Source organism: Pelomonas dachongensis, from assembly GCF_043555865.1.
Lineage (GTDB): Bacteria > Pseudomonadota > Gammaproteobacteria > Burkholderiales > Burkholderiaceae_C > Pelomonas > Pelomonas dachongensis.
This window is the reverse complement of record NZ_JBIGHY010000003.1, coordinates 611,363-628,405: the sequence shown is the minus strand read 5'-3', so window position 1 is coordinate 628,405 and position 17,043 is coordinate 611,363. Positions and strand designations below refer to the sequence as shown.

General features: G+C 68.8%; 12 protein-coding genes. 3 read left to right on the top strand and 9 right to left on the bottom strand.

Features of this window, described 5'->3' with window-relative positions; genetic code table 11:
* Position 1: 1 nt before the first annotated feature.
* The 6 genes from ACG02S_RS12030 to ACG02S_RS12005 form a co-directional block, all read right to left on the bottom strand.
* Positions 2-1,570, bottom strand: a complete 1,569-nt coding sequence (locus tag ACG02S_RS12030) for a glycoside hydrolase family 43 protein (protein WP_394470697.1) — start codon at positions 1,568-1,570, stop codon at positions 2-4.
* A gap of 176 nt (positions 1,571-1,746) precedes the next feature.
* Positions 1,747-3,291: an alpha-N-arabinofuranosidase gene (locus tag ACG02S_RS12025; RefSeq protein ID WP_394470696.1), complete on the bottom strand. Its 1,545-nt coding sequence runs from the start codon at positions 3,289-3,291 to the stop codon at positions 1,747-1,749.
* Between the two features lie 157 nt (positions 3,292-3,448).
* Positions 3,449-5,035: an aldehyde dehydrogenase (NADP(+)) gene (locus tag ACG02S_RS12020; protein WP_394470695.1), complete on the bottom strand. Its 1,587-nt coding sequence runs from the start codon at positions 5,033-5,035 to the stop codon at positions 3,449-3,451.
* Positions 5,036-5,044: 9 nt separating this feature from the next.
* The gene (locus ACG02S_RS12015; RefSeq protein WP_394470694.1) at positions 5,045-6,799 is read right to left on the bottom strand and encodes an IlvD/Edd family dehydratase; all 1,755 of its coding nucleotides are present in this window, start codon (positions 6,797-6,799) and stop codon (positions 5,045-5,047) included.
* A gap of 116 nt (positions 6,800-6,915) precedes the next feature.
* Positions 6,916-7,869: a glycoside hydrolase family 43 protein gene (locus ACG02S_RS12010; RefSeq protein WP_394470693.1), complete on the bottom strand. Its 954-nt coding sequence runs from the start codon at positions 7,867-7,869 to the stop codon at positions 6,916-6,918.
* 83 nt (positions 7,870-7,952) lie between these two features.
* Positions 7,953-10,829: a TonB-dependent receptor gene (locus ACG02S_RS12005; protein ID WP_394470692.1), complete on the bottom strand. Its 2,877-nt coding sequence runs from the start codon at positions 10,827-10,829 to the stop codon at positions 7,953-7,955.
* 282 nt (positions 10,830-11,111) lie between these two features.
* Here ACG02S_RS12005 and ACG02S_RS12000 point away from each other — a divergent pair, with 282 nt between their 5' ends.
* Positions 11,112-12,368 (top strand): peptide MFS transporter, encoded by a 1,257-nt coding sequence (locus ACG02S_RS12000; RefSeq protein WP_394470691.1) that lies wholly within the window; start codon positions 11,112-11,114, stop codon positions 12,366-12,368.
* Here the strand turns inward: ACG02S_RS12000 and ACG02S_RS11995 are convergent, their stop codons facing one another.
* Both ACG02S_RS11995 and ACG02S_RS11990 read right to left on the bottom strand, forming a co-directional pair.
* Entirely contained in the window at positions 12,369-12,602 is a 234-nt protein-coding gene (locus ACG02S_RS11995) for a DUF2805 domain-containing protein (protein WP_394470690.1), read from the bottom strand.
* Positions 12,603-12,619: 17 nt separating this feature from the next.
* Positions 12,620-13,015: a DUF2177 family protein gene (locus tag ACG02S_RS11990; protein ID WP_394470689.1), complete on the bottom strand. Its 396-nt coding sequence runs from the start codon at positions 13,013-13,015 to the stop codon at positions 12,620-12,622.
* 162 nt (positions 13,016-13,177) lie between these two features.
* On the opposite strand from ACG02S_RS11990, the gene ACG02S_RS11985 reads away from it, so the two are divergent.
* Both ACG02S_RS11985 and ACG02S_RS11980 read left to right on the top strand, forming a co-directional pair.
* Positions 13,178-13,966 carry an esterase/lipase family protein gene (locus tag ACG02S_RS11985; RefSeq protein ID WP_394470688.1) on the top strand — a complete coding sequence of 263 codons (789 nt, stop codon included), beginning with the start codon at positions 13,178-13,180 and terminating at the stop codon, positions 13,964-13,966.
* Entirely contained in the window at positions 13,963-15,756 is a 1,794-nt protein-coding gene (locus ACG02S_RS11980; RefSeq protein ID WP_394470687.1) for a RecQ family ATP-dependent DNA helicase, read from the top strand. The genes ACG02S_RS11985 and ACG02S_RS11980 overlap by 4 nt, the downstream gene beginning before the upstream one ends.
* On the opposite strand, the gene ACG02S_RS11975 is transcribed toward ACG02S_RS11980, so the two are convergent.
* Positions 15,757-17,019 carry an acyl-CoA dehydrogenase family protein gene (locus ACG02S_RS11975; RefSeq protein ID WP_394470686.1) on the bottom strand — a complete coding sequence of 421 codons (1,263 nt, stop codon included), beginning with the start codon at positions 17,017-17,019 and terminating at the stop codon, positions 15,757-15,759.
* Between the last annotated feature and the right edge of the window lie 24 nt (positions 17,020-17,043).

Genomic DNA, 17,043 nt, shown 5'->3' with positions numbered 1-17,043 from the left:
ATCAAGCTCCGGTTCGGATGGCCCACAACGACACGCCGCCGGCAGACAGGGCGGAGAAGCTCACGACGAAAGCACTCGCGTTGGTATTCCACTGCCGGGACAGTACGCCCGAATAGGTCACGCCGGCGCTCACCACGCTGAGTTTGTTGCTGCCCTTGTGTGTCCACGTGCCGGTCATGCCGCCGGTCACCGTGCCGTCGGCGTTCAGCACCACGTTGATGGACGCCTTGGCCGCGGCGGCGATGTCCTTGGCGTGGTTGACCAGCTTGTACGTGCCTGCCGCCTGGGCGGCGCTCACGTCGGCCGTCTGCGCCGGGCTGGCCAGGCTCAGCGGCGCATAACGCAGCGGCGCGATGACCGGCCAGCCGTCCTCGTTCAGGTGCATCTCGTGCGTGCGGATCTCGTGGAGCTCGCCGGTGCCGGGGAAGCGCGTGTGGAAGATGATGAAGTACTGCTTGGTCGCCGCGTCGTAGTAGGCCGAGTTGTGGCCGGGCGAGACGTAGCCCAGCGCCGTGCCGGTCTCGCCAGTGGCGTTGGCAAACTGGTGGGCGCCCATCAGCTTCATGCCGTGCGGCGTGATGCTGGCGTCATCGAACAGCGGCTTGGTGGGGTCGGCCTTGACGGTGGACATGTCCTTGCCGGCGCCGTCCACGTAGGGGCCATCGGGGTTGCGCGAGCGCGCGACGCGCACGTTGTAGCCGCCGCCCGCGTCGGCACCGAGGCCGCCGAAGGAGACGAACAGGTAGTAGTACTGGCTCTCGGGGCTGTACAGGATGTAGGCCCCTTCGATGCGCGCATGGTTGCCGCCCATCAGGTGCTTGCCATAGCCCTGGCCAGGCAGCGGCACGCCGGTCGTCGCGTTGAGCTGCAGGATGAAGATGCCGCCCGAGTACGAGCCGTAGACCATCCACAGCTTGCCCGTCGCATCGGCAAACACGGCGGGGTCCACCGCATTGGGATGCTTGGTGGCGTCGTAGACGGTGCCGTCCTCGCTGGGCAGGCCCCACATGCCCGACTTCAGCACGACCTGCTTGTTGACGTAGGGGCCGTCCACCTTGTCGGCCACGGCGATGCCCAGCGCCGAGCGCGGCGAGTCGCCCTTGCAGGCGCAGTAGTACATGTAGAACTTGTTGTCGGCCAGCTTGATGACGTCGGGCGCCCACAGCGTGGTGGTCTCGGCCCAGGCCAGCGTCTCGGCCAGCTCGGTGGTCACCTTGTTGCCGAAGATGGGGTTGGCGTTGTTGACGCCGTCGGCCAGCTTGGTCCAGTTCATCAGGTCCGTCGTCTTGGCGGCCGCGAGGTGCGAGCCGAAGACGTAGAAGGTGCCGTCGGCCTTGATGACAGAGGGGTCATGCACGCCGGCGTTGGCGAAGGTCAGCGCCGTCTGCGTGGGCGGCGGCGGCGGGGGCGGCGGGGGCGGGGGCGGCGCCGCAGGCGGCGGGGGCGGAGGCGGGGGCGGCGTGATGGGGCTGGGCGCGGGGGTGGGGCTGCCGCCGCCACCGCCGCCACACGCGGTCAGCGCGAGGGCGGCGGTGCCGGCGATGAAGTCGCGGCGCTTGTGCAAGGCCATGGTGTCTTGTCTCCGGTAGCTATGGTTGTGGGCGCACAGCCTAGGAGGCCACGCGCGGTCACACCAATGACATTGCGCGCGTGCTCGATCCCTGTTTCGATATGCCGCCATGGGACGCATCCACGGCAAAGCCCGGCCCGTCGCAAGGACGGAGCCGGGTCAGTGCAGTGGGGCGATCAGCCCTCGACGGCGACGACGACGACGGACTTGGCCGGCAGCTTGATGGTCAGCTTGCCGTTGGCCGACTGCGCCTCGAACGGCTGAGGCAGCACCTGCGGCGCCTTGCCCAGTTCGTTCTGCGCGTCCATTGCGCCGGCGGTCAACACCTGGCCCTTGACGGCCTTGGGAGCGTTGGTGCCCAGCAGCAGGTCCAGCTCGGCGGCCTGCGTGGCGTTGGCGTTCACGAGACCCACCCAGAGCTTGCCGTCCTTGCCACGGCCTGCGGTGACGCTCAAGCCCGGCATCTCGAACTTGTCGACCTTGTAGGTCGGGTTGTTCTCGATCTTGACGGGCAGCGAGGTCGCGTCCTGGAACGGCGTGTAGAGCTTGAACGCGTGGTACGTCGGCGTCAGCACCAGCTTGTCCTTGCTGGTGAGGATCATGGCCTGCAGCACGTTGACCATCTGCGCGATGTTGCTCATCTTCACGCGGTCGGCATGGGCGTGGAAGACGTTGAAGTGCAGCGCTGCCAGCAGCGCGTCACGCAGCGTGTTGCGCTGGACCAGGAAGCCGGGGTTGCTGCCGGGTTCCGGGTCGTACCAGCTGCCCCACTCGTCGAAGTAGATGGCCAGCTTCTTCTTCGGGTCGTTCTTGTCGAGGATGGCCTTGTTCTTGACCAGCGTGTCGTCGATCTTCTTGACCTGCGACAGCATGGCGACCCATTCGCTCTCCGGGAAGCCGGCTGCCGCGCCCTTGGTCTCCCACTTGCCGCTGGGGAAGGTGTAGGCGTGGTGGGCGATGCCGTCGAAGTTGTGGCGCACGCTCTTGCTCAGCGCCTCGGTCCAGGCGGTGTCCTGGTCGTTGCCGCCACTGGCGATGAACTGCGGGCGGTTGTGCGCCGGCGTCTTCAGGAAGGTGGCCCAGTGGCGGTACAGGTCGGCGTAGTACTCCGGCCGCATGTTGCCGCCGCAGCCCCAGGTCTCGTTGCCCAGCGCGTAGTAGTGAACGCGGAACGGCTTGTCGCGGCCGTTCTTGCGGCGCTGCTCGACGATGGTCGCGTTGCCCTCGCCAGTCATGTACTCCAGCCACTCGGCCGCTTCCTGCGGCGAGCCGGTGCCCACGTTGGCGTTCACGTAGGCCTCGGCGCCCAGCTGCTCGACCAGATCGAAGAACTCGTGCGTGCCCACGGCGTTGTTCTCGGGCACGCCACCCCAGTGGGTGTTGACCTTGATGGGGCGCTTGCTGCGCGGGCCGATGCCGTCGCGCCAGTGGTATTCGTCGGCGAAGCAGCCGCCAGGCCAGCGCACCAGCGGCACCTTCAGGTCCTTCAGTGCCGCAACGACGTCCTTGCGCCAGCCGCGCACGTTGGGGATCTTGGACTCGGGGCCCACCCACATGCCTTCGTAGATGCCGGTACCCAGGTGCTCGGCGAACTGGCCGTAGATGTTGCGGTGGATGACCGGCCCGGGCTGGTCGGCGCTGACGACGACCTTGATGTCGGCGGCGTGCGCGCCCGCGCTCACCACCAGCGTGGCCACGAGGGCCAGCAGTTGCTTCTTCATCTGTCTTGTCTCCTTTGGTTTGTCTATCTGGCCTCTTCGGGCCGAGCGCCGGGCCGCCCCAAGCCGGCCCGGTTTGGCGATGTGCTTGCCGGTCGATCCGGCAAGCGTCGCCGTCCCCTCGGGGGACCGGCCAGGGCCAAGCCCTGGACGAGGGGCTTCAATTGCGGGTCAGGGCTCCATCCCGACGACGCCACACGCCGCGTTCGTTGGGTTCCCGCAGCACGGCAGGCAGCAGCGCGCGCGGCAGGTTCTGGTAGCTCACCGGGCGCAGGAAGCGCTGGATCGCCGCCGTGCCGACGGAGCTGCTGCGACCGTCGCTGGTGGCCGGGAACGGGCCGCCGTGCACCATGGCCGTGGACACCTCCACGCCGGTCGGGAAGCCGTTGGCCAGGATGCGGCCGACCTTGCGCTCCAGCGCCGGCAGCAGCGCGCGGGCGGCGGCGAGATCGGCCTCGTCGTCGTCCTGCAGCTGCAGCGTGGCGGTCAGCTGGCCTTCCAGGCCTTCGATGACGGCCAGCAGCTCGGCCTCGTCCTTGCAGGCCACCAGCAGCGATGCCGGGCCGAAGATCTCTGACTGCATCGCGTGGTTGGCCAGGAACGCCGCGCCGGTCGTCTTGAACAGGCTGGGCGCGCCGGTGCAGGCGGCCGAGGTGCCGCGCAGCAGCGCGTCCACCTGCGGCTGGCTGGCCAGCGCCGCTTCACCACGCTGGTAGGCGCCGGCGATGCCAGGCGTCAGCATGGTGGCGGCGGGCACGGGCTTCAGCGCCTCGGCGGCCGCGGTGGCGAAGCGGTCGAAGTCTTCGCTGGCAATGCCCAGCACCAGGCCGGGGTTGGTACAGAACTGGCCCACGCCCATCGTCAGCGAGCCGGCAAAGCCGGTGGCGATCTCAGCACCGCGCTTGGCCAGTGCACCGGGCAGCAGGATGGTCGGGTTGATGCTGCTCATCTCCGCGTAGACGGGAATGGGCTGCGGGCGCGCGGCGGCAACCGCCATCAGCGCCAGGCCGCCGGCGCGCGAGCCGGTGAAGCCCACGGCCTGGATGGCGGGGTGCTTCACGAGTGCAGTGCCGATGTCGTTGCCATGGCCCGGCAGCAGCGCGAACACGCCGGCCGGCAGGCCGGACAGCTTGACGGCCTCGACGATGGCGCGGCCCACCAGCTCGGACGTGCCGGGGTGGGCCGGGTGGCCCTTCACGACGACCGGGCAGCCGGCGGCCAGCGCGGCGGCGGTGTCGCCACCGGCCACCGAGAAGGCCAGCGGGAAGTTGCTGGCGCCGAACACGGCCACGGGGCCCACGCCGATGAAGCGCAGGCGCAGGTCCGGCCGCGGCGGCGTGCGGGTGGGCAGCGCGGTGTCGATGCGGGCGTCCTGCCAGCTGCCTTCGCGCAGCAGTTCCGAGAACAGCTTCAGCTGGTTCATCGTGCGGCCGCGCTCGCCTTCCAGGCGGGCACGCGGCAGGCCGCTCTCGGCCATCGCGCGCACGATGAGGTCGTCACCCAGCGCCAGGATCTGCGCGGCGATCTGGTCCAGGAAGTCGGCACGCTCGTGGTCGCTGGTGGCGCGCAAGGCGTCGAACGCGGCGTTGGCCAGTTCACAGGCCTGGTTCACCTGGGCGACATCCACCGAATGGACGTCGGGGCCCAGCGCTTCGTTCTTGCTGGGGTCGAAGCCCTGGAAGGCCGCGCCATTGCCGCGGACCGCCTCGCCGCCGATCAGCGCCAGGCCTTGAATCATGTGGCTCATGAGAGCTCCTTAATGGGAATGACGCGGGACGGCCGAACCCCGGCAGCCGCGCAAAAAGTCGAAATCACAGCCCTCGTCGGCCTGCAGCACATGCTGCACGTAGAGGTGGCGGTAGCCGGTGGCGTCAGCCGGGTCCACCGTCTGCGCGGCGGCCCAGGCTTGCAGACGCTTGGCGAGCTCTTCCTCGGACACGTCCAGGTGCAGGCGGCCGGCGGCGCAGTCCAGCTCGATGAAGTCACCCTCCTGCACGACCGCCAGCGGGCCACCGGCGCGCGCTTCGGGCGCCACATGCAGCACGACCGTGCCGTAGGCGGTGCCGCTCATGCGCGCGTCGGAGATGCGCACCATGTCCTTCACGCCGGAGGCCAGGATCTTGGGCGGCAGGCCCATGTTGCCGACCTCGGCCATGCCGGGGTAGCCCTTGGGGCCGCAGTTCTTCATGACGAGGATGCAGCTGGCGTCGACGTCCAGGTCGGGGTCGCCGATGCGGGCCTTGTAGTCGTCGAAGTTCTCGAACACGACGGCACGGCCGCGGTGCTTCATCAGCTCGGGCGTGGCGGCCGAGGGCTTCAGCACGGCGCCGCGCGGCGCGAGGTTGCCGCGCAGGATGCAGATGCCCCCGTCCTTGATCAGCGGCTTGTCCAGCGGGCGGATGACTTCGTCGTCGTAGATCGGCGCGTCATGGCAGTTGTCCCACAGGCTCTTGCCGTTGACGGTCAGCGCCGTCGGGTTGGGCAGCAGGTTGGCTTCGCCCAGGCGGCGGATCACGCCCGGCAGGCCGCCGGCGTAATAGAACTCTTCCATCAGGAAGCGGCCCGAGGGCAGCAGGTCCACGACGGTGGGCGTGCCGCGGCCGATGCGGGTCCAGTCTTCCAGCTCCAGGTCCACGCCCATGCGGCCGGCGATGGCCTTCAGGTGGATGACGGCGTTGGTGGAGCCGCCGATGGCCGCGTTGACGCGGATGGCGTTCTCGAAGGCCTCCTTGGTGAGCACCTTGGACAGGCGCAGGTCTTCCCACACCATGTCGACGATGCGCATGCCGGACAGGTGGGCCAGCACATAGCGGCGTGCATCGACGGCGGGGATGGCGGCGTTGTGCGGCAGGGACGTGCCCAGCGACTCGGCCATGCAGGCCATCGTGGACGCGGTGCCCATCGTGTTGCAGGTGCCGGCAGAGCGCGAGTGGCCGGCCTCGGCGGCCAGGAAGTCGTGCATCTTGATCTCGCCGGCCTTGACCTGCTCGTGCAGCTGCCACACGGCCGTGCCCGAGCCGATGTTCTTGCCGTTGAGCTTGCCGTTGAGCATCGGACCGCCGGTGACGACGATGGCCGGCACGTCCACGCTGGCCGCGCCCATCAGCAGCGCGGGCGTGGTCTTGTCGCAGCCCACCAGCAGCACGACCGCATCGACCGGATTGCCGCGGATGCTCTCCTCGACGTCCATGCTGGCGAGGTTGCGGGTCAGCATGGCGGTGGGGCGCAGGTTGCTCTCGCCGCTGGAGAACACCGGGAACTCGACCGGCCAGCCGCCGGCTTCGAGGATGCCCTTCTTCACATGCTCGGCGAGCTTGCGGAAGTGGGCGTTGCAGGGCGTCAGCTCGCTCCAGGTGTTGCAGATGCCAATGATGGGCTTGCCCTGGAACTCATGATCGGGGATGCCCTGGTTCTTCATCCAGGAGCGGTACATGAAGCCGTTCTTGTCCTGGGTGCCGAACCACTCGGCCGAACGCAGCTTGACCTTGCTCTTCTTGTCCTCAGTCGTCATGTCTTGTCTCGGAGTCGTTCAGGCGCGCGGACGGAGTGCCGCATTCAAAAGATGCTAGACCGCGGCGGAATTGCAATCCAATCAAATTCACGCCCGTAGCGATGCCGTTTTTGATATCAATCGCGGCGAGAAGGACGGCCAAACAGCGGCATGCCTTCAGCGGACCACCGCAAGGGCTTCACGAACGTGTGGCGGTCGGGGTTCCACAGCGGGTCGCCTTCGATCTCGGTGTAGGTGCGGGCGTGATAGACCAGCAGCACCTCGTCGGGCGTCGCGCCTTCGGTGAAGCTGTTGTGGCCGGGGCCGAAGACGCTGTCCTCGGCGCAGCTGCGCATCACCGGCTCGGGCGACTTGTGCCAGCTGGACGGGTCGAGCAGGTCAGCGTCGTCGTGCGCCCACAGCAGGCCCATCGCGTAGTTCTCGTCCGTCGCGCTGGCCGAGTAGCTGATGAACACCTTGCCGTGGCGCTGCAGCACCGACGGCCCCTCGTTGACGAGGAAGCCGCGGCATTCCCAGTCGAACTCGGGCTGGCTGAGCAGCACGGGCGCGCCGGCCAGCTGCCACGGCATGCTCATGGGCGCGATGTAGAGGTTGGAGTTGCCGGCGATGGCCCGGTCCTTCTGCGCCCACAGGTAGTAGAGCTGGCCGCGGTGGGTGAAGGTGGTGGCATCGAGGCAAAAGCTGTCGATGCCGCTGTCCACCTGGCCCAGGAACTCCCACTCGCCCGTGAACGGGTCGGCTGCGGTGTTCCTGATGGCATACATGCGGTGCTGGAACATGCCCTGCTCGTCCAGCGCCCGGGTGTGGGCGGCAGCAAAGTAGACGTACCAGGCGCCCTGGTTGAAATGCAGCTCGGGCGCCCAGATCAGCTCGGACCACGGGCCCGTGTCGGGCTTGCGCCAGGCGACGAAGGCGCGTGCGTCCACCAGGCCTTCGAGGGTCGCTGCGCGGCGCAGCTCGATGCGGTCGTACTGCGGCACCGAGGCGGTGAAGTAGTACAGGCCGTCGGTGTGGCGGGTGATGTGGGGGTCTGCGCGCTGGCGGATCAGCGGCTCAAGCAGGTCGGACATAGGGAAGGCAGAGAAGAAAAAAGGGCGTTGCCCGGGAGGCCCGTGCAACGCCCGCAACGAGGAAGCGTTTCAGCCTCGCAGGATCACAGCTTCCAGCGGAACCCGACCGACACCGATCGGCCGGTCTGCACCGTGCCGAAGTTGGTCAGCTCCGGGCTGCCCGCATCGCCGAACTTGTAGTACTGCTGTTGCATCTCGTTGGTCAGGTTGACGCCGCTGATGTCGAACGCCATGCGGTCATTGAGGTTGTAGGTCAGCTGCAGGTCCACGCTCTTTTCCGGGTGGCGCCAGATGCCAATCGGGTTGGCGAACAGCGCCGCTTCGTTGGCGGCCAGGAAGCTGGCGCGGCGAACGTACGACAGGCGGGCGCCGACGGGGCCCTTCTCGTAGGCCAGCGTGGCGTTCCACGACAGCTTGGACACGCCGAAGAACGGCGACTCCAGCTGCGAGACGATGTTGCCGGCGCTGTCAGCGGTCGGCACGTTCTGCGACGAGGTCAGGCGCGTCACGCTGCCCTGGAAGCCCAGCCCGTCCAGCAGGCCCGGCAGACCCTTGGGAAAGTAGATCGCACCGAGTTCGACGCCGCTGATCTTGCCGTCCGACGCATTGACCGGCGAGCTGATGACGTAGTCGTAGCCGTTGGTGTGGTCGCCACCCGAGGTCGAGTTGCGGAACGGATCGTCGGCCGGGCCGACGCGGATGCGCCGGCGCAGCGGCACGACCAGACCTTCGATCTTGCGCTGGAACACGGTGCCGTACAGCGCGCTGTCCTTCTGGAAGTACCACTCGCCCGTCAGGTCCAGGTTCTTGGAGCGCGTCGGCTCCAGGCCCGGGTTGCCGCCGCTGCCGCCGCCGTAGCCCACGCGCGAGACGTCGTCGCTGAGCTGCAGCACCGGGTTCAAGTCGCCGAAGCCCGGACGGCGCAGCGTTTCACCGTAGTTGAAGCGCACCAGCACGTCCTTCACCGGCTCATAGCGCAGCGTCAGGCTGGGCAGGAACTTGCGGGCCGTCTTGGAGCCGTTCGTCGGCGTGACCGCCTTGGTCGTGGCATTGACGCTGTAGGCCGTCATGCTCGTCTCGACCTGCACGTAGCGCACGCCGAAGTTGGCGCGCAGCGGCCGGCCGAACAACTGGTGCTCGCTGTCCGCCATCAGGTAGGCGTTCGTCGTGTCTTCCTTCACGTCGAAGGTCTTCTGCAGGAACAGCTTGTCGGTCGTCTGGAAATTCGCGTCGGCCGCCTTGTACATCGTGCGCCACGCATCGAGGTTGTCGCGGATGTAGTACGCGTTCGGCTCGATCCAGGAGCGTGGCACGTCCGAGATGTCGGTGCCAAAGTCGGCGTTGACGTGGTAGTAGTTCGCGCCCAGCGAAGCCAGGTTGCGGCCCAGGAAGGCCGATTGCTCGCGCTTGGCTTCCGCCGCCTTGCGCGTATCGAAGCGCACGCCGAAGTTCAGCGTCTTCAGCGGGCCCCAGTCGGCGTCGTAGGCGCCGTTCAGGCTGGCGGTGGCGGCGCTGCCCTCGTTGCGGTTGGCGTTGTCGTAGAACTGCGCCACGTTCCACTTGGTGGGGTCCGCCAGGTCGGCGTTGTTGTTGAACTTGAACGCCATGTTGCCGCCGCCGGAATTGAAGTCGACGGTGATGGACGGCGCGACGCGGTCGATGCGGGTGGCGGTGAATTCGGAGTGGAAGCTGCTGGTCTGGTACGACACATCGCCGTCCAGCCGCAGCCGGTCGCCGACGTTCCACTTGCCGTTCAGGGCCACGATCCGTGAGTCGGTGGCCGAGGTCGTGTAGTCGCCGCTGTTGAAACCGTACACGTCATTCACGGTCCGCGTCTTGATGACGTTGGTACCCGGGAACGTCGTGATCGTCGACGCGGGGTTGGGGCCGAGACTGCCCCACCAGTCGACGAAGCTGAACAGCAGCCGGTTGAAGGACTTGTCGCGGTAGCCGTTGTACATCGCCTCGAACGTGTAGACGGCATCGTCGTTGGGCTGCCACTGCAGCGCGACGTTGGCGGCCGGGCGCTCGCGCTGGCCCAGCACATCGCTCTGGAACACGGCGTCACGCGCCAGGTAGTAAGGGCGTTGCGTGCCGTTGAAATTCAGCGTCGAGCCGGCCTTCTGCGGCAGGCCGGTGTACGTACCTGGCGTCCAGGCGTTGCTCTCCGGGAAGATGCGCTGCAGCGGGGTGTAGCCGGCCGGCACTTCAGCGGCATTGGGGCTGGTGAACGGCACCATCGCACCGGGCGTCACGCTCTCGTTGCGGTAGTCCGTCTTGACCATCGACAGGTTGACCAGCGCGCCGATGTCACCGATGCCGGTCTTCCAGCGGTTGCTGGCCATCGCGCTGAGCTGCGGGTTCCACTTCTCGGCGGGGTCGAGGTAGGTGCCGCGCGCCAGCAGCGACAGCTTGGCGCCCTTGAAGTCGAACGGGCGCAGCGACTTCACGTCGATCTGGCCGGCGATGCCGTTTTCCAGCTGGCTGGCGTCACGGGTCTTGAAGACGTCGATCTGGCGCACCAGCGTCGACGGGATGTCCTGCAGCGCCACCTGCGTGCCGGAGGCCGTGAAGATGTTGCGGCCGTTCCAGGTGGTGGCGATGTCCGGAAGGCCCCGGATGGAGATGGTGCCCACCTCGCCGCCGGCGCGGTTGGTGACCTGGATGCCGGTGACGCGCTGCAGCGCCTCGACGACGTTGTTGTCGGGCAGCTTGCCGATGTCTTCGGCCACCACCGATTCCACGACCTGATCGCTGGTGCGCTTGTTCGCCAGGCTCTTGGTCAGCGAGGCCCGCACGCCGGTGACGACCACCGTTTCCAGCTGCGTCTCGCCCTTGGCGGGCTCCTGGGCCCCCGCGGTGGCGGACAGGGCGGCCAGCGCGGCGGCGGCGGTCAGGCGCAGGGCAAAGCGGGAGGGATTGGCGGACGCGCGCGGCGCTGCCAGGGCTGGTTTCTTCATCTTGTCTCCGGGATCGTTATGGGTGAGCGGCCAACCTCGGCAGCCGTCCGGCCTCGTCAGGGGGCGCGGTCGGGCTGGGGTCTGAAATTCATGCTAGGGGCCCGACTGATCCCGGACTAATCACATTTTTGGAATAGTCGATGCCGCTTCCTGCATCGCCTCCGCGGGTATCCCCGCACCTGCCGCCCCGCGGTCGCCAGCCGGATGCTGCTCCACTGCGGGGAATCTCCCGACGTTCCACCCACCCGCGAATCCATGTCCGCCGAGATTTGCACAACACCGATGAAATCACCCCGCCAACCCCCCGGTCTGTTCGTGCTGGCCGGCGCCGAAATGTGGGAGCGCTTCAGTTTCTACGGCGTGCGATCCCTGTTGGTGCTGTATCTCGTCGAGGCGCTTCAATACTCGCGCTCTGATGCGCTGTCGGTATATGGGATGTATACCGGATCGGCCTTTTTCTGCGCCATATTCGGCGGCTGGCTGGCCGACCGCTTCCTGGGGCAGCGCCGCGCCGTCGTGCTGGGCATGGTGTTGATGATGGCAGGCCACATCGTGCTCGGGCTGGACCAGTCCATCACGCTGGCCCTGGGCTTGTTGGCCGCCGGCACCGGTTTGTTCAAACCCACGACGACCGCCATGGTGGGCGAGCTATATGCAATTGACGACGGCAGACGTCAAAGTGGATATACCGTCTTCTATATGGGAATCAACATAGGCGCCGCGTTGTCGGCGCTGATTGGTGGATATCTGGCGCAACGGCACGGCTGGAGTTATGGATTTTTGGCGGCGGCGGTTGGCATGGCGCTGGGCGTGGTGGTCTTCATGGCCGGCTGGCGGTTCCTGCCGGCGGCCGTGGCGCCGGCAGCCCAGCCCGCGCGCGCAGCCTGGAGTGATGCGTCCGCGCGACGCCGCATCCAGGTCATCCTGCTGATGTCGCTGGTGGCCATCTGCTTCTACCTGGGCTACGAGCAGGCGGCCGGCGTCATGACGCTGTTCGTGCGTGACCACGTGTCGCCGCAGTTCCTCGGCCTGGAGCTGACGGCCGCGCAGTTCCTGGCCGTGAACCCCATCCTCGTGATTCTGCTGGCGCCCGTGACGGCGCGCCTGTTGTCGCGCATGGACTGGCCCGAGTTCCGCGTGCAGGGCATCGGCATGCTGGTGCTGGGTCTGAGCTTCCTGCTGCTGCAGGCCTTGCAGGGGCTGGCCGCGGCGGGGCAGGTCGTGCCGGCCTGGATGATGGTGGGCGTCATCGGCGTGCAGACGGTGGCGGAGCTGCTGGTGGTGCCCATCGGGCTGGCGGTCGTGTCGCGCTACGGGCCGCCGGGCTGGGGCTCCACGCTGATGGGCGCCTGGATGCTCGCCAAGGCCACCGCCGGGCTGCTGGCCGGCCAGCTGTACGGCTGGCTGCTGCCGACGGGGCTGTCGCTGTACCTGGTGGTGACGGCCATCAGCCTGGCGGGTGGCGTGCTGCTGATCTCGGTGTCGGGCGCGCTGCGGCGCTATGCGGACATGGATACGGCCGCGACGGCACGTGCCTGATCAGCGACCGTGGGGCCAGGTGCCCTTGGACGGCGGCGCCTTGGCCGCCTTGGTGCGCGACACCCACAGCTTGTAGGCCGCCGGCGTCAGTTCGCGCTTGAGCAGCGCCACCAGTTCGCCGTGGCCGATGCCGTGCTGGACCAGCACCTTGCGGAACGGCGGCGTGTCGTCCCACGCAGTGGCGATGACGCGCTGGGTCTCTTCGGGGCTGAGTCGGGGTGCGGTCTTGGCCATGGCGGCATTGTCGCGGCTCAGCCGAAGTGCTGCACCGCCCACACGGCGGCCGCGCCGGCGGCGGCGCTCGCGAATGTGCCCCAGGCCACATCGACCACCGCCAGCTTCAGCGGCCAGTGGCGCAACGTCGCCCGATTCGTCAGGTCGTAGACGCCGTAGGCCACCAGGCCCACCAGCGCCGCGCGCGCCACCTGCTGGCTCGGCGGCTGGCCGGCCGGGAACAGCGCCAGCGCGACCAGCGCGGCCGGATAGCTCACGTAGAACAGCAGCGCCGGCCGCCAGCGCGGGCGGTCAAGCATCTGCGCGCCGATCTGTTGGCGGTAGAAGCCGCGCATCAGCCAGCCCAGCCAGACGCCATCCAGAGCGCCCAACGCGAGTAGCGCAGCGAGATAGGGCGTCAGGTAGGCATGCATGGTGAGCCGCAGTGTGCGGCGCTGCCCGCGCGTGCCGCGTAGGAAGTCGCCGCATCACGCGCTGTCCTACAAGGCCTGTGCCGGCAGGCCGGCACCGCGCATGCCCGCCACGCCCCAGCATCAGCCCCACAAAACGACAACCCGGCCCCGCCGTCCCCAGCCATGACAACGTCCTCGCTGCCCCTGTCGCCCAAATCCGGCGCCGCGCCCCTGCTGGCCCCCGCCACGACCGCTCCGCTGCCGCGCCGGCGACCGGCGCTGTCGCTGCTGGCGTCAGAGCCGGCACGCGCCACGATGGAAGCGTGGGCAGCACTGATGCACTGGCGCAAGACGCCGGCGCAGATCGGCGCGGGCCACACGGTGGTGCTGTTCCCCGGCCTGGGCACCGACGGGCTGACGCTGTGGCCGCTGCGCCGCCACCTGGAGCGATCGGGCTTTCGCGCGCTGGACTGGGGCCAGGGCAAGAACATCGGTCCGCGCGGCGACGTGGACGCCTGGCTGGACAAGCTGGCTGACGCGCTGCACGACCGCGTGGCGCCAGCGCGGGACGTGAGCTTCGTCGGCTGGAGCCTGGGCGGCTTCTACGCGCGCGAGCTGGCCAAGCGCTGGCACGACCGCGTGCACCACGTCGTCACCATCGGCACACCGTTCAATGGCAGCGTGGACGACACCAATGTCGGCTGGCTGTTCCGACTGCTCAACGGCAAGGAGGCGCCCGCCGAGGCCGCGCTGCGCGCACGGCTGGCCGAGCCGCCGCCGGTGCCGACGATCTCGCTGTACAGCCGCCGCGACGGGGTGGTGTCGTGGGAGGCCTGCACGCACGGCGGCTGCTGGCCGCTGGCGCGCGATATCGAAGTGCAGGCCAGCCACATGGGCATGGGCTGGGCACCCGAGGTGCTGAACCACGTGACCGGCGTACTGGGCTGCCGCCGCCAACAGGTGGCCGCATGAGCGCCGCCGTCATGACCGCACCGGCGCGCGTGGCGCTGACCGTCCCGCGCGAGGACGAGCCCGGCCCCACGCCCAAACCTGTCCCCGAGAAGCTGCCGCCGCGCGAGCCCGTCACGCCAGTCAAGCTGCGCACGACGCTCAAGCGCGTGTTCGGCCTGCGCTCGCTGCGCCCCGGCCAGGCCGAAGTGATCGCCCGCGTGCTGGAGGGCCGCAACACGCTGGCCGTCATGCCTACCGGCGCCGGCAAGTCGCTGTGCTACCAGCTGCCCGCCGTGCTCAGCGACGCGCTGACCGTCGTCATCTCGCCGCTGATCTCGCTGATGAAGGACCAGTGCGACACGCTGAACGAACGCGGCGTGGCCGCCGTGCAGCTGAATTCCGCGCTGGACGGCAACCGCCGCCTGGCCAACGAGGCGCTGCTGCAGCGCGGCGCCGTGCGCGTGGTGTTCACCACGCCCGAGCGGCTGGCCGACGCGCGCACGCTGGGGCTGCTGCAGGAGCAGCGCGTGGGGCTGCTGGTGGTGGACGAGGCGCACTGCATCGCGCAGTGGGGCCATGACTTCCGGCCTGCGTTCAGCGCACTGCGCGACGCCCGCCGCGCTTTGGGCCGCCCACCCGTGCTGGCGCTGACGGCCACCGCGCCGTCGCACGTGCAGCGCGAGATCCGCGAGGCGCTGGACATCCCGCGCGACGGCGTGCTGTGCCACGGCGTCTACCGTGCCAACCTGCGCCTGGCCGTCGAGCTGCCGCAGACCGAGAAGGCGCGCCGCGAGCTGATCGTGCAACGGCTGCAGGCCATCGAGGCCGCGGGCCAGGGCAGCGCCATCGTCTACTGCGCCACGGTGCGCGAGGCCACGGCGCTGCACCGCCAGCTGCGCGACGCCGACGTCAACGCCGGCCTGTACCACGGCAAGCTGCCAAAGGCACAACGCGAGGCCACGCAGGAGTCGTTCATGAACGACGGCACGCGCGTGATGGTCGCGACCAACGCGTTCGGCATGGGCATCGACAAGGCCGACATCCGTCTGGTGCTGCATGCGCAGATGCCGGCCTCCATCGAGGCCTATGTGCAGGAATGCGGCCGTGCCGGGCGCGACGGCGAGCCGGCCGACTGCCTGCTGCTGTTCCGCGAGGGCGACCGCGCGCTGCAGCAGTTCTTCACCGGCGGCAGCGTGCCCAGCCGCGAGGAGCTGGGCGCCGTGTGGCAGGCGCTGGTCAGCCACACGCCGCAGGGCGGCTGGCTGCCCGCGGCACTGGCCGAGATGGCGCGGCTGCCGCAGCGCCGACTGGACCAGGTGCTGGCCGCGCTGCGCTCCGTGCGTGCCGTGCGCTCGGTCGGCAGCAGCGACACCAGCGGCCTGCGCCCCGCCACGAAGCGCGAACCCGACGCGGTGGTGGACGCCGCCGCGAGTGCCGTGCAGCAGCGCCAGCAGAGCGAGCGCGACGGCCTGTCAGCGATGGTGCTGTATGCCAAGTCCGGCGGCTGCCGCTGGGCCGGCGTGCTGGCGCACTTCGGCGAGACGCTGGACGACGGCGCGGCGCGCTGCGGCCATTGCGACAGCTGCGCGCGTTTCGAGGCGCTGCTCCAGGCCGAGCAGGCAATCGAGGACGCCAGCGACATGCGGCCGACGGCCCAGAGCGTCTGCGAACCGGGCCAGCGCGTGCGCGTGCGCCGCTTCGGCTGGGGGCTGGTCATCGCCAGCAGCAGTGACGCCGTGCGTATCGCCTTCCCCAATCACGGCGAACGCGACATCCACCCGGACTTCGTGCTCGCGACTGCGAGAGGCTGATCAGCCCCCTCGCGTGATGGGCATGTCGACCTTGTCGGTCGGCAGCTTCATGTGCCGCGCCAGCTCCAGCTTGGCCAGCGAGTTGCGATGCACCTCGTCCGGTCCATCGGCCAAGCGCAGCGTGCGCTGGTGGGCCCACATCATGGCCAGCGGCGTGTCACCCGACACGCCCATGCCGCCGAACACCTGGATGGCCCAGTCGATGACCTGCAGCGCCATGTTGGGCGCGACGATCTTGATCATCGCGATCTCGGCCTTGGCGACCTTGTTGCCCACCGTGTCCATCATGTAGGCGGCCTTCAGCGTCAGCAGGCGCGCCTGCTCGATGCTGCAGCGCGCCTCGGCGATGCGTTCCTGCGTGACGGTCTGCTGCGCCAGCGTCTTGCCAAAAGCGGTGCGCGCGATGGCGCGCTCGCACATCAGCGCCAGCGCACGCTCGGCCGCGCCGATGGAGCGCATGCAGTGGTGGATGCGCCCCGGGCCCAGGCGCCCCTGCGCGATCTCGAAGCCGCGGCCCTCGCCCAGCAGGATGTTGGCGGCCGGCACGCGCACGTTCTTCAGCTCCACCTCCATGTGGCCGTGCGGCGCGTCGTCGTAGCCGAACACGGTCAGCGGGCGGATGACGGTGATGCCCGGCGTGTCCGCCGGCACGACCACCATGGACTGCTGCTCGTGGCGACCCGCCTCGGGGTCGGTCTTGCCCATGACGATGTAAACGGCGCAGCGCGGGTCGCCCGCGCCGCTGCTCCACCACTTGCGGCCGTTGATGACGAGCTCATCGCCATCGCGCTCGATGCGGCACTCGATATTGGTCGCGTCGCTGGAGGCCACCGCCGGCTCGGTCATCAGGAACGCCGAGCGGATCTCGCCGCGCAGCAGCGGTTCCAGCCAGCGGTCCTTCAGCGACTCCGAGGCATAGCGCTCCAGCGTCTCCATGTTGCCGGTGTCGGGCGCCGAGCAGTTGAAGACCTCGGGCGCCCAGAACACCCGGCCCATGATCTCGCACAGCGGCGCGTACTCGAGGTTGCTCAGCCCCTCGGGGGCGCGCGATGACTTGGGCAGGAACAGGTTCCACAGCCCGGCCGCGCGCGCCTTGGGCTTCAGCTCCTCGATGACCTTCGTCGGCTGCCAGACGTTGCCGGCGCGGCGGTTGGCCTCGACCTCCTGCAGGTAGCGCAGCTCGTTCGGGTAGATGTGCTCCTCGAAGAACGCGAGCAGGCGCTCCCGCATCTGCGTGACCTGGGGGCTGTAGTCGAAGTTCATGGCGCGGCTCCGGTGGGACGGATG

Excerpts from the sequence above, each read along its gene's own strand:
- ACG02S_RS12005 (WP_394470692.1), bottom strand. The coding sequence starts at position 10,829 with ATGAAGAAACCAGCCCTGGCAGCGCCGCGCGCGTCCGCCAATCCCTCC.
- ACG02S_RS12025 (WP_394470696.1), bottom strand. The coding sequence starts at position 3,291 with ATGAAGAAGCAACTGCTGGCCCTCGTGGCCACGCTGGTGGTGAGCGCG.
- ACG02S_RS12020 (WP_394470695.1), bottom strand. The coding sequence starts at position 5,035 with ATGAGCCACATGATTCAAGGCCTGGCGCTGATCGGCGGCGAGGCGGTC.
- ACG02S_RS12000 (WP_394470691.1), top strand. The coding sequence starts at position 11,112 with ATGAAATCACCCCGCCAACCCCCCGGTCTGTTCGTGCTGGCCGGCGCC.
- ACG02S_RS11990 (WP_394470689.1), bottom strand. The coding sequence starts at position 13,015 with ATGCATGCCTACCTGACGCCCTATCTCGCTGCGCTACTCGCGTTGGGC.
- ACG02S_RS11980 (WP_394470687.1), top strand. The coding sequence starts at position 13,963 with ATGAGCGCCGCCGTCATGACCGCACCGGCGCGCGTGGCGCTGACCGTC.
- ACG02S_RS12030 (WP_394470697.1), bottom strand. The coding sequence starts at position 1,570 with ATGGCCTTGCACAAGCGCCGCGACTTCATCGCCGGCACCGCCGCCCTC.
- ACG02S_RS12010 (WP_394470693.1), bottom strand. The coding sequence starts at position 7,869 with ATGTCCGACCTGCTTGAGCCGCTGATCCGCCAGCGCGCAGACCCCCAC.
- ACG02S_RS11975 (WP_394470686.1), bottom strand. The coding sequence starts at position 17,019 with ATGAACTTCGACTACAGCCCCCAGGTCACGCAGATGCGGGAGCGCCTG.
- ACG02S_RS11985 (WP_394470688.1), top strand. The coding sequence starts at position 13,178 with ATGACAACGTCCTCGCTGCCCCTGTCGCCCAAATCCGGCGCCGCGCCC.
- ACG02S_RS12015 (WP_394470694.1), bottom strand. The coding sequence starts at position 6,799 with ATGACGACTGAGGACAAGAAGAGCAAGGTCAAGCTGCGTTCGGCCGAG.
- ACG02S_RS11995 (WP_394470690.1), bottom strand. The coding sequence starts at position 12,602 with ATGGCCAAGACCGCACCCCGACTCAGCCCCGAAGAGACCCAGCGCGTC.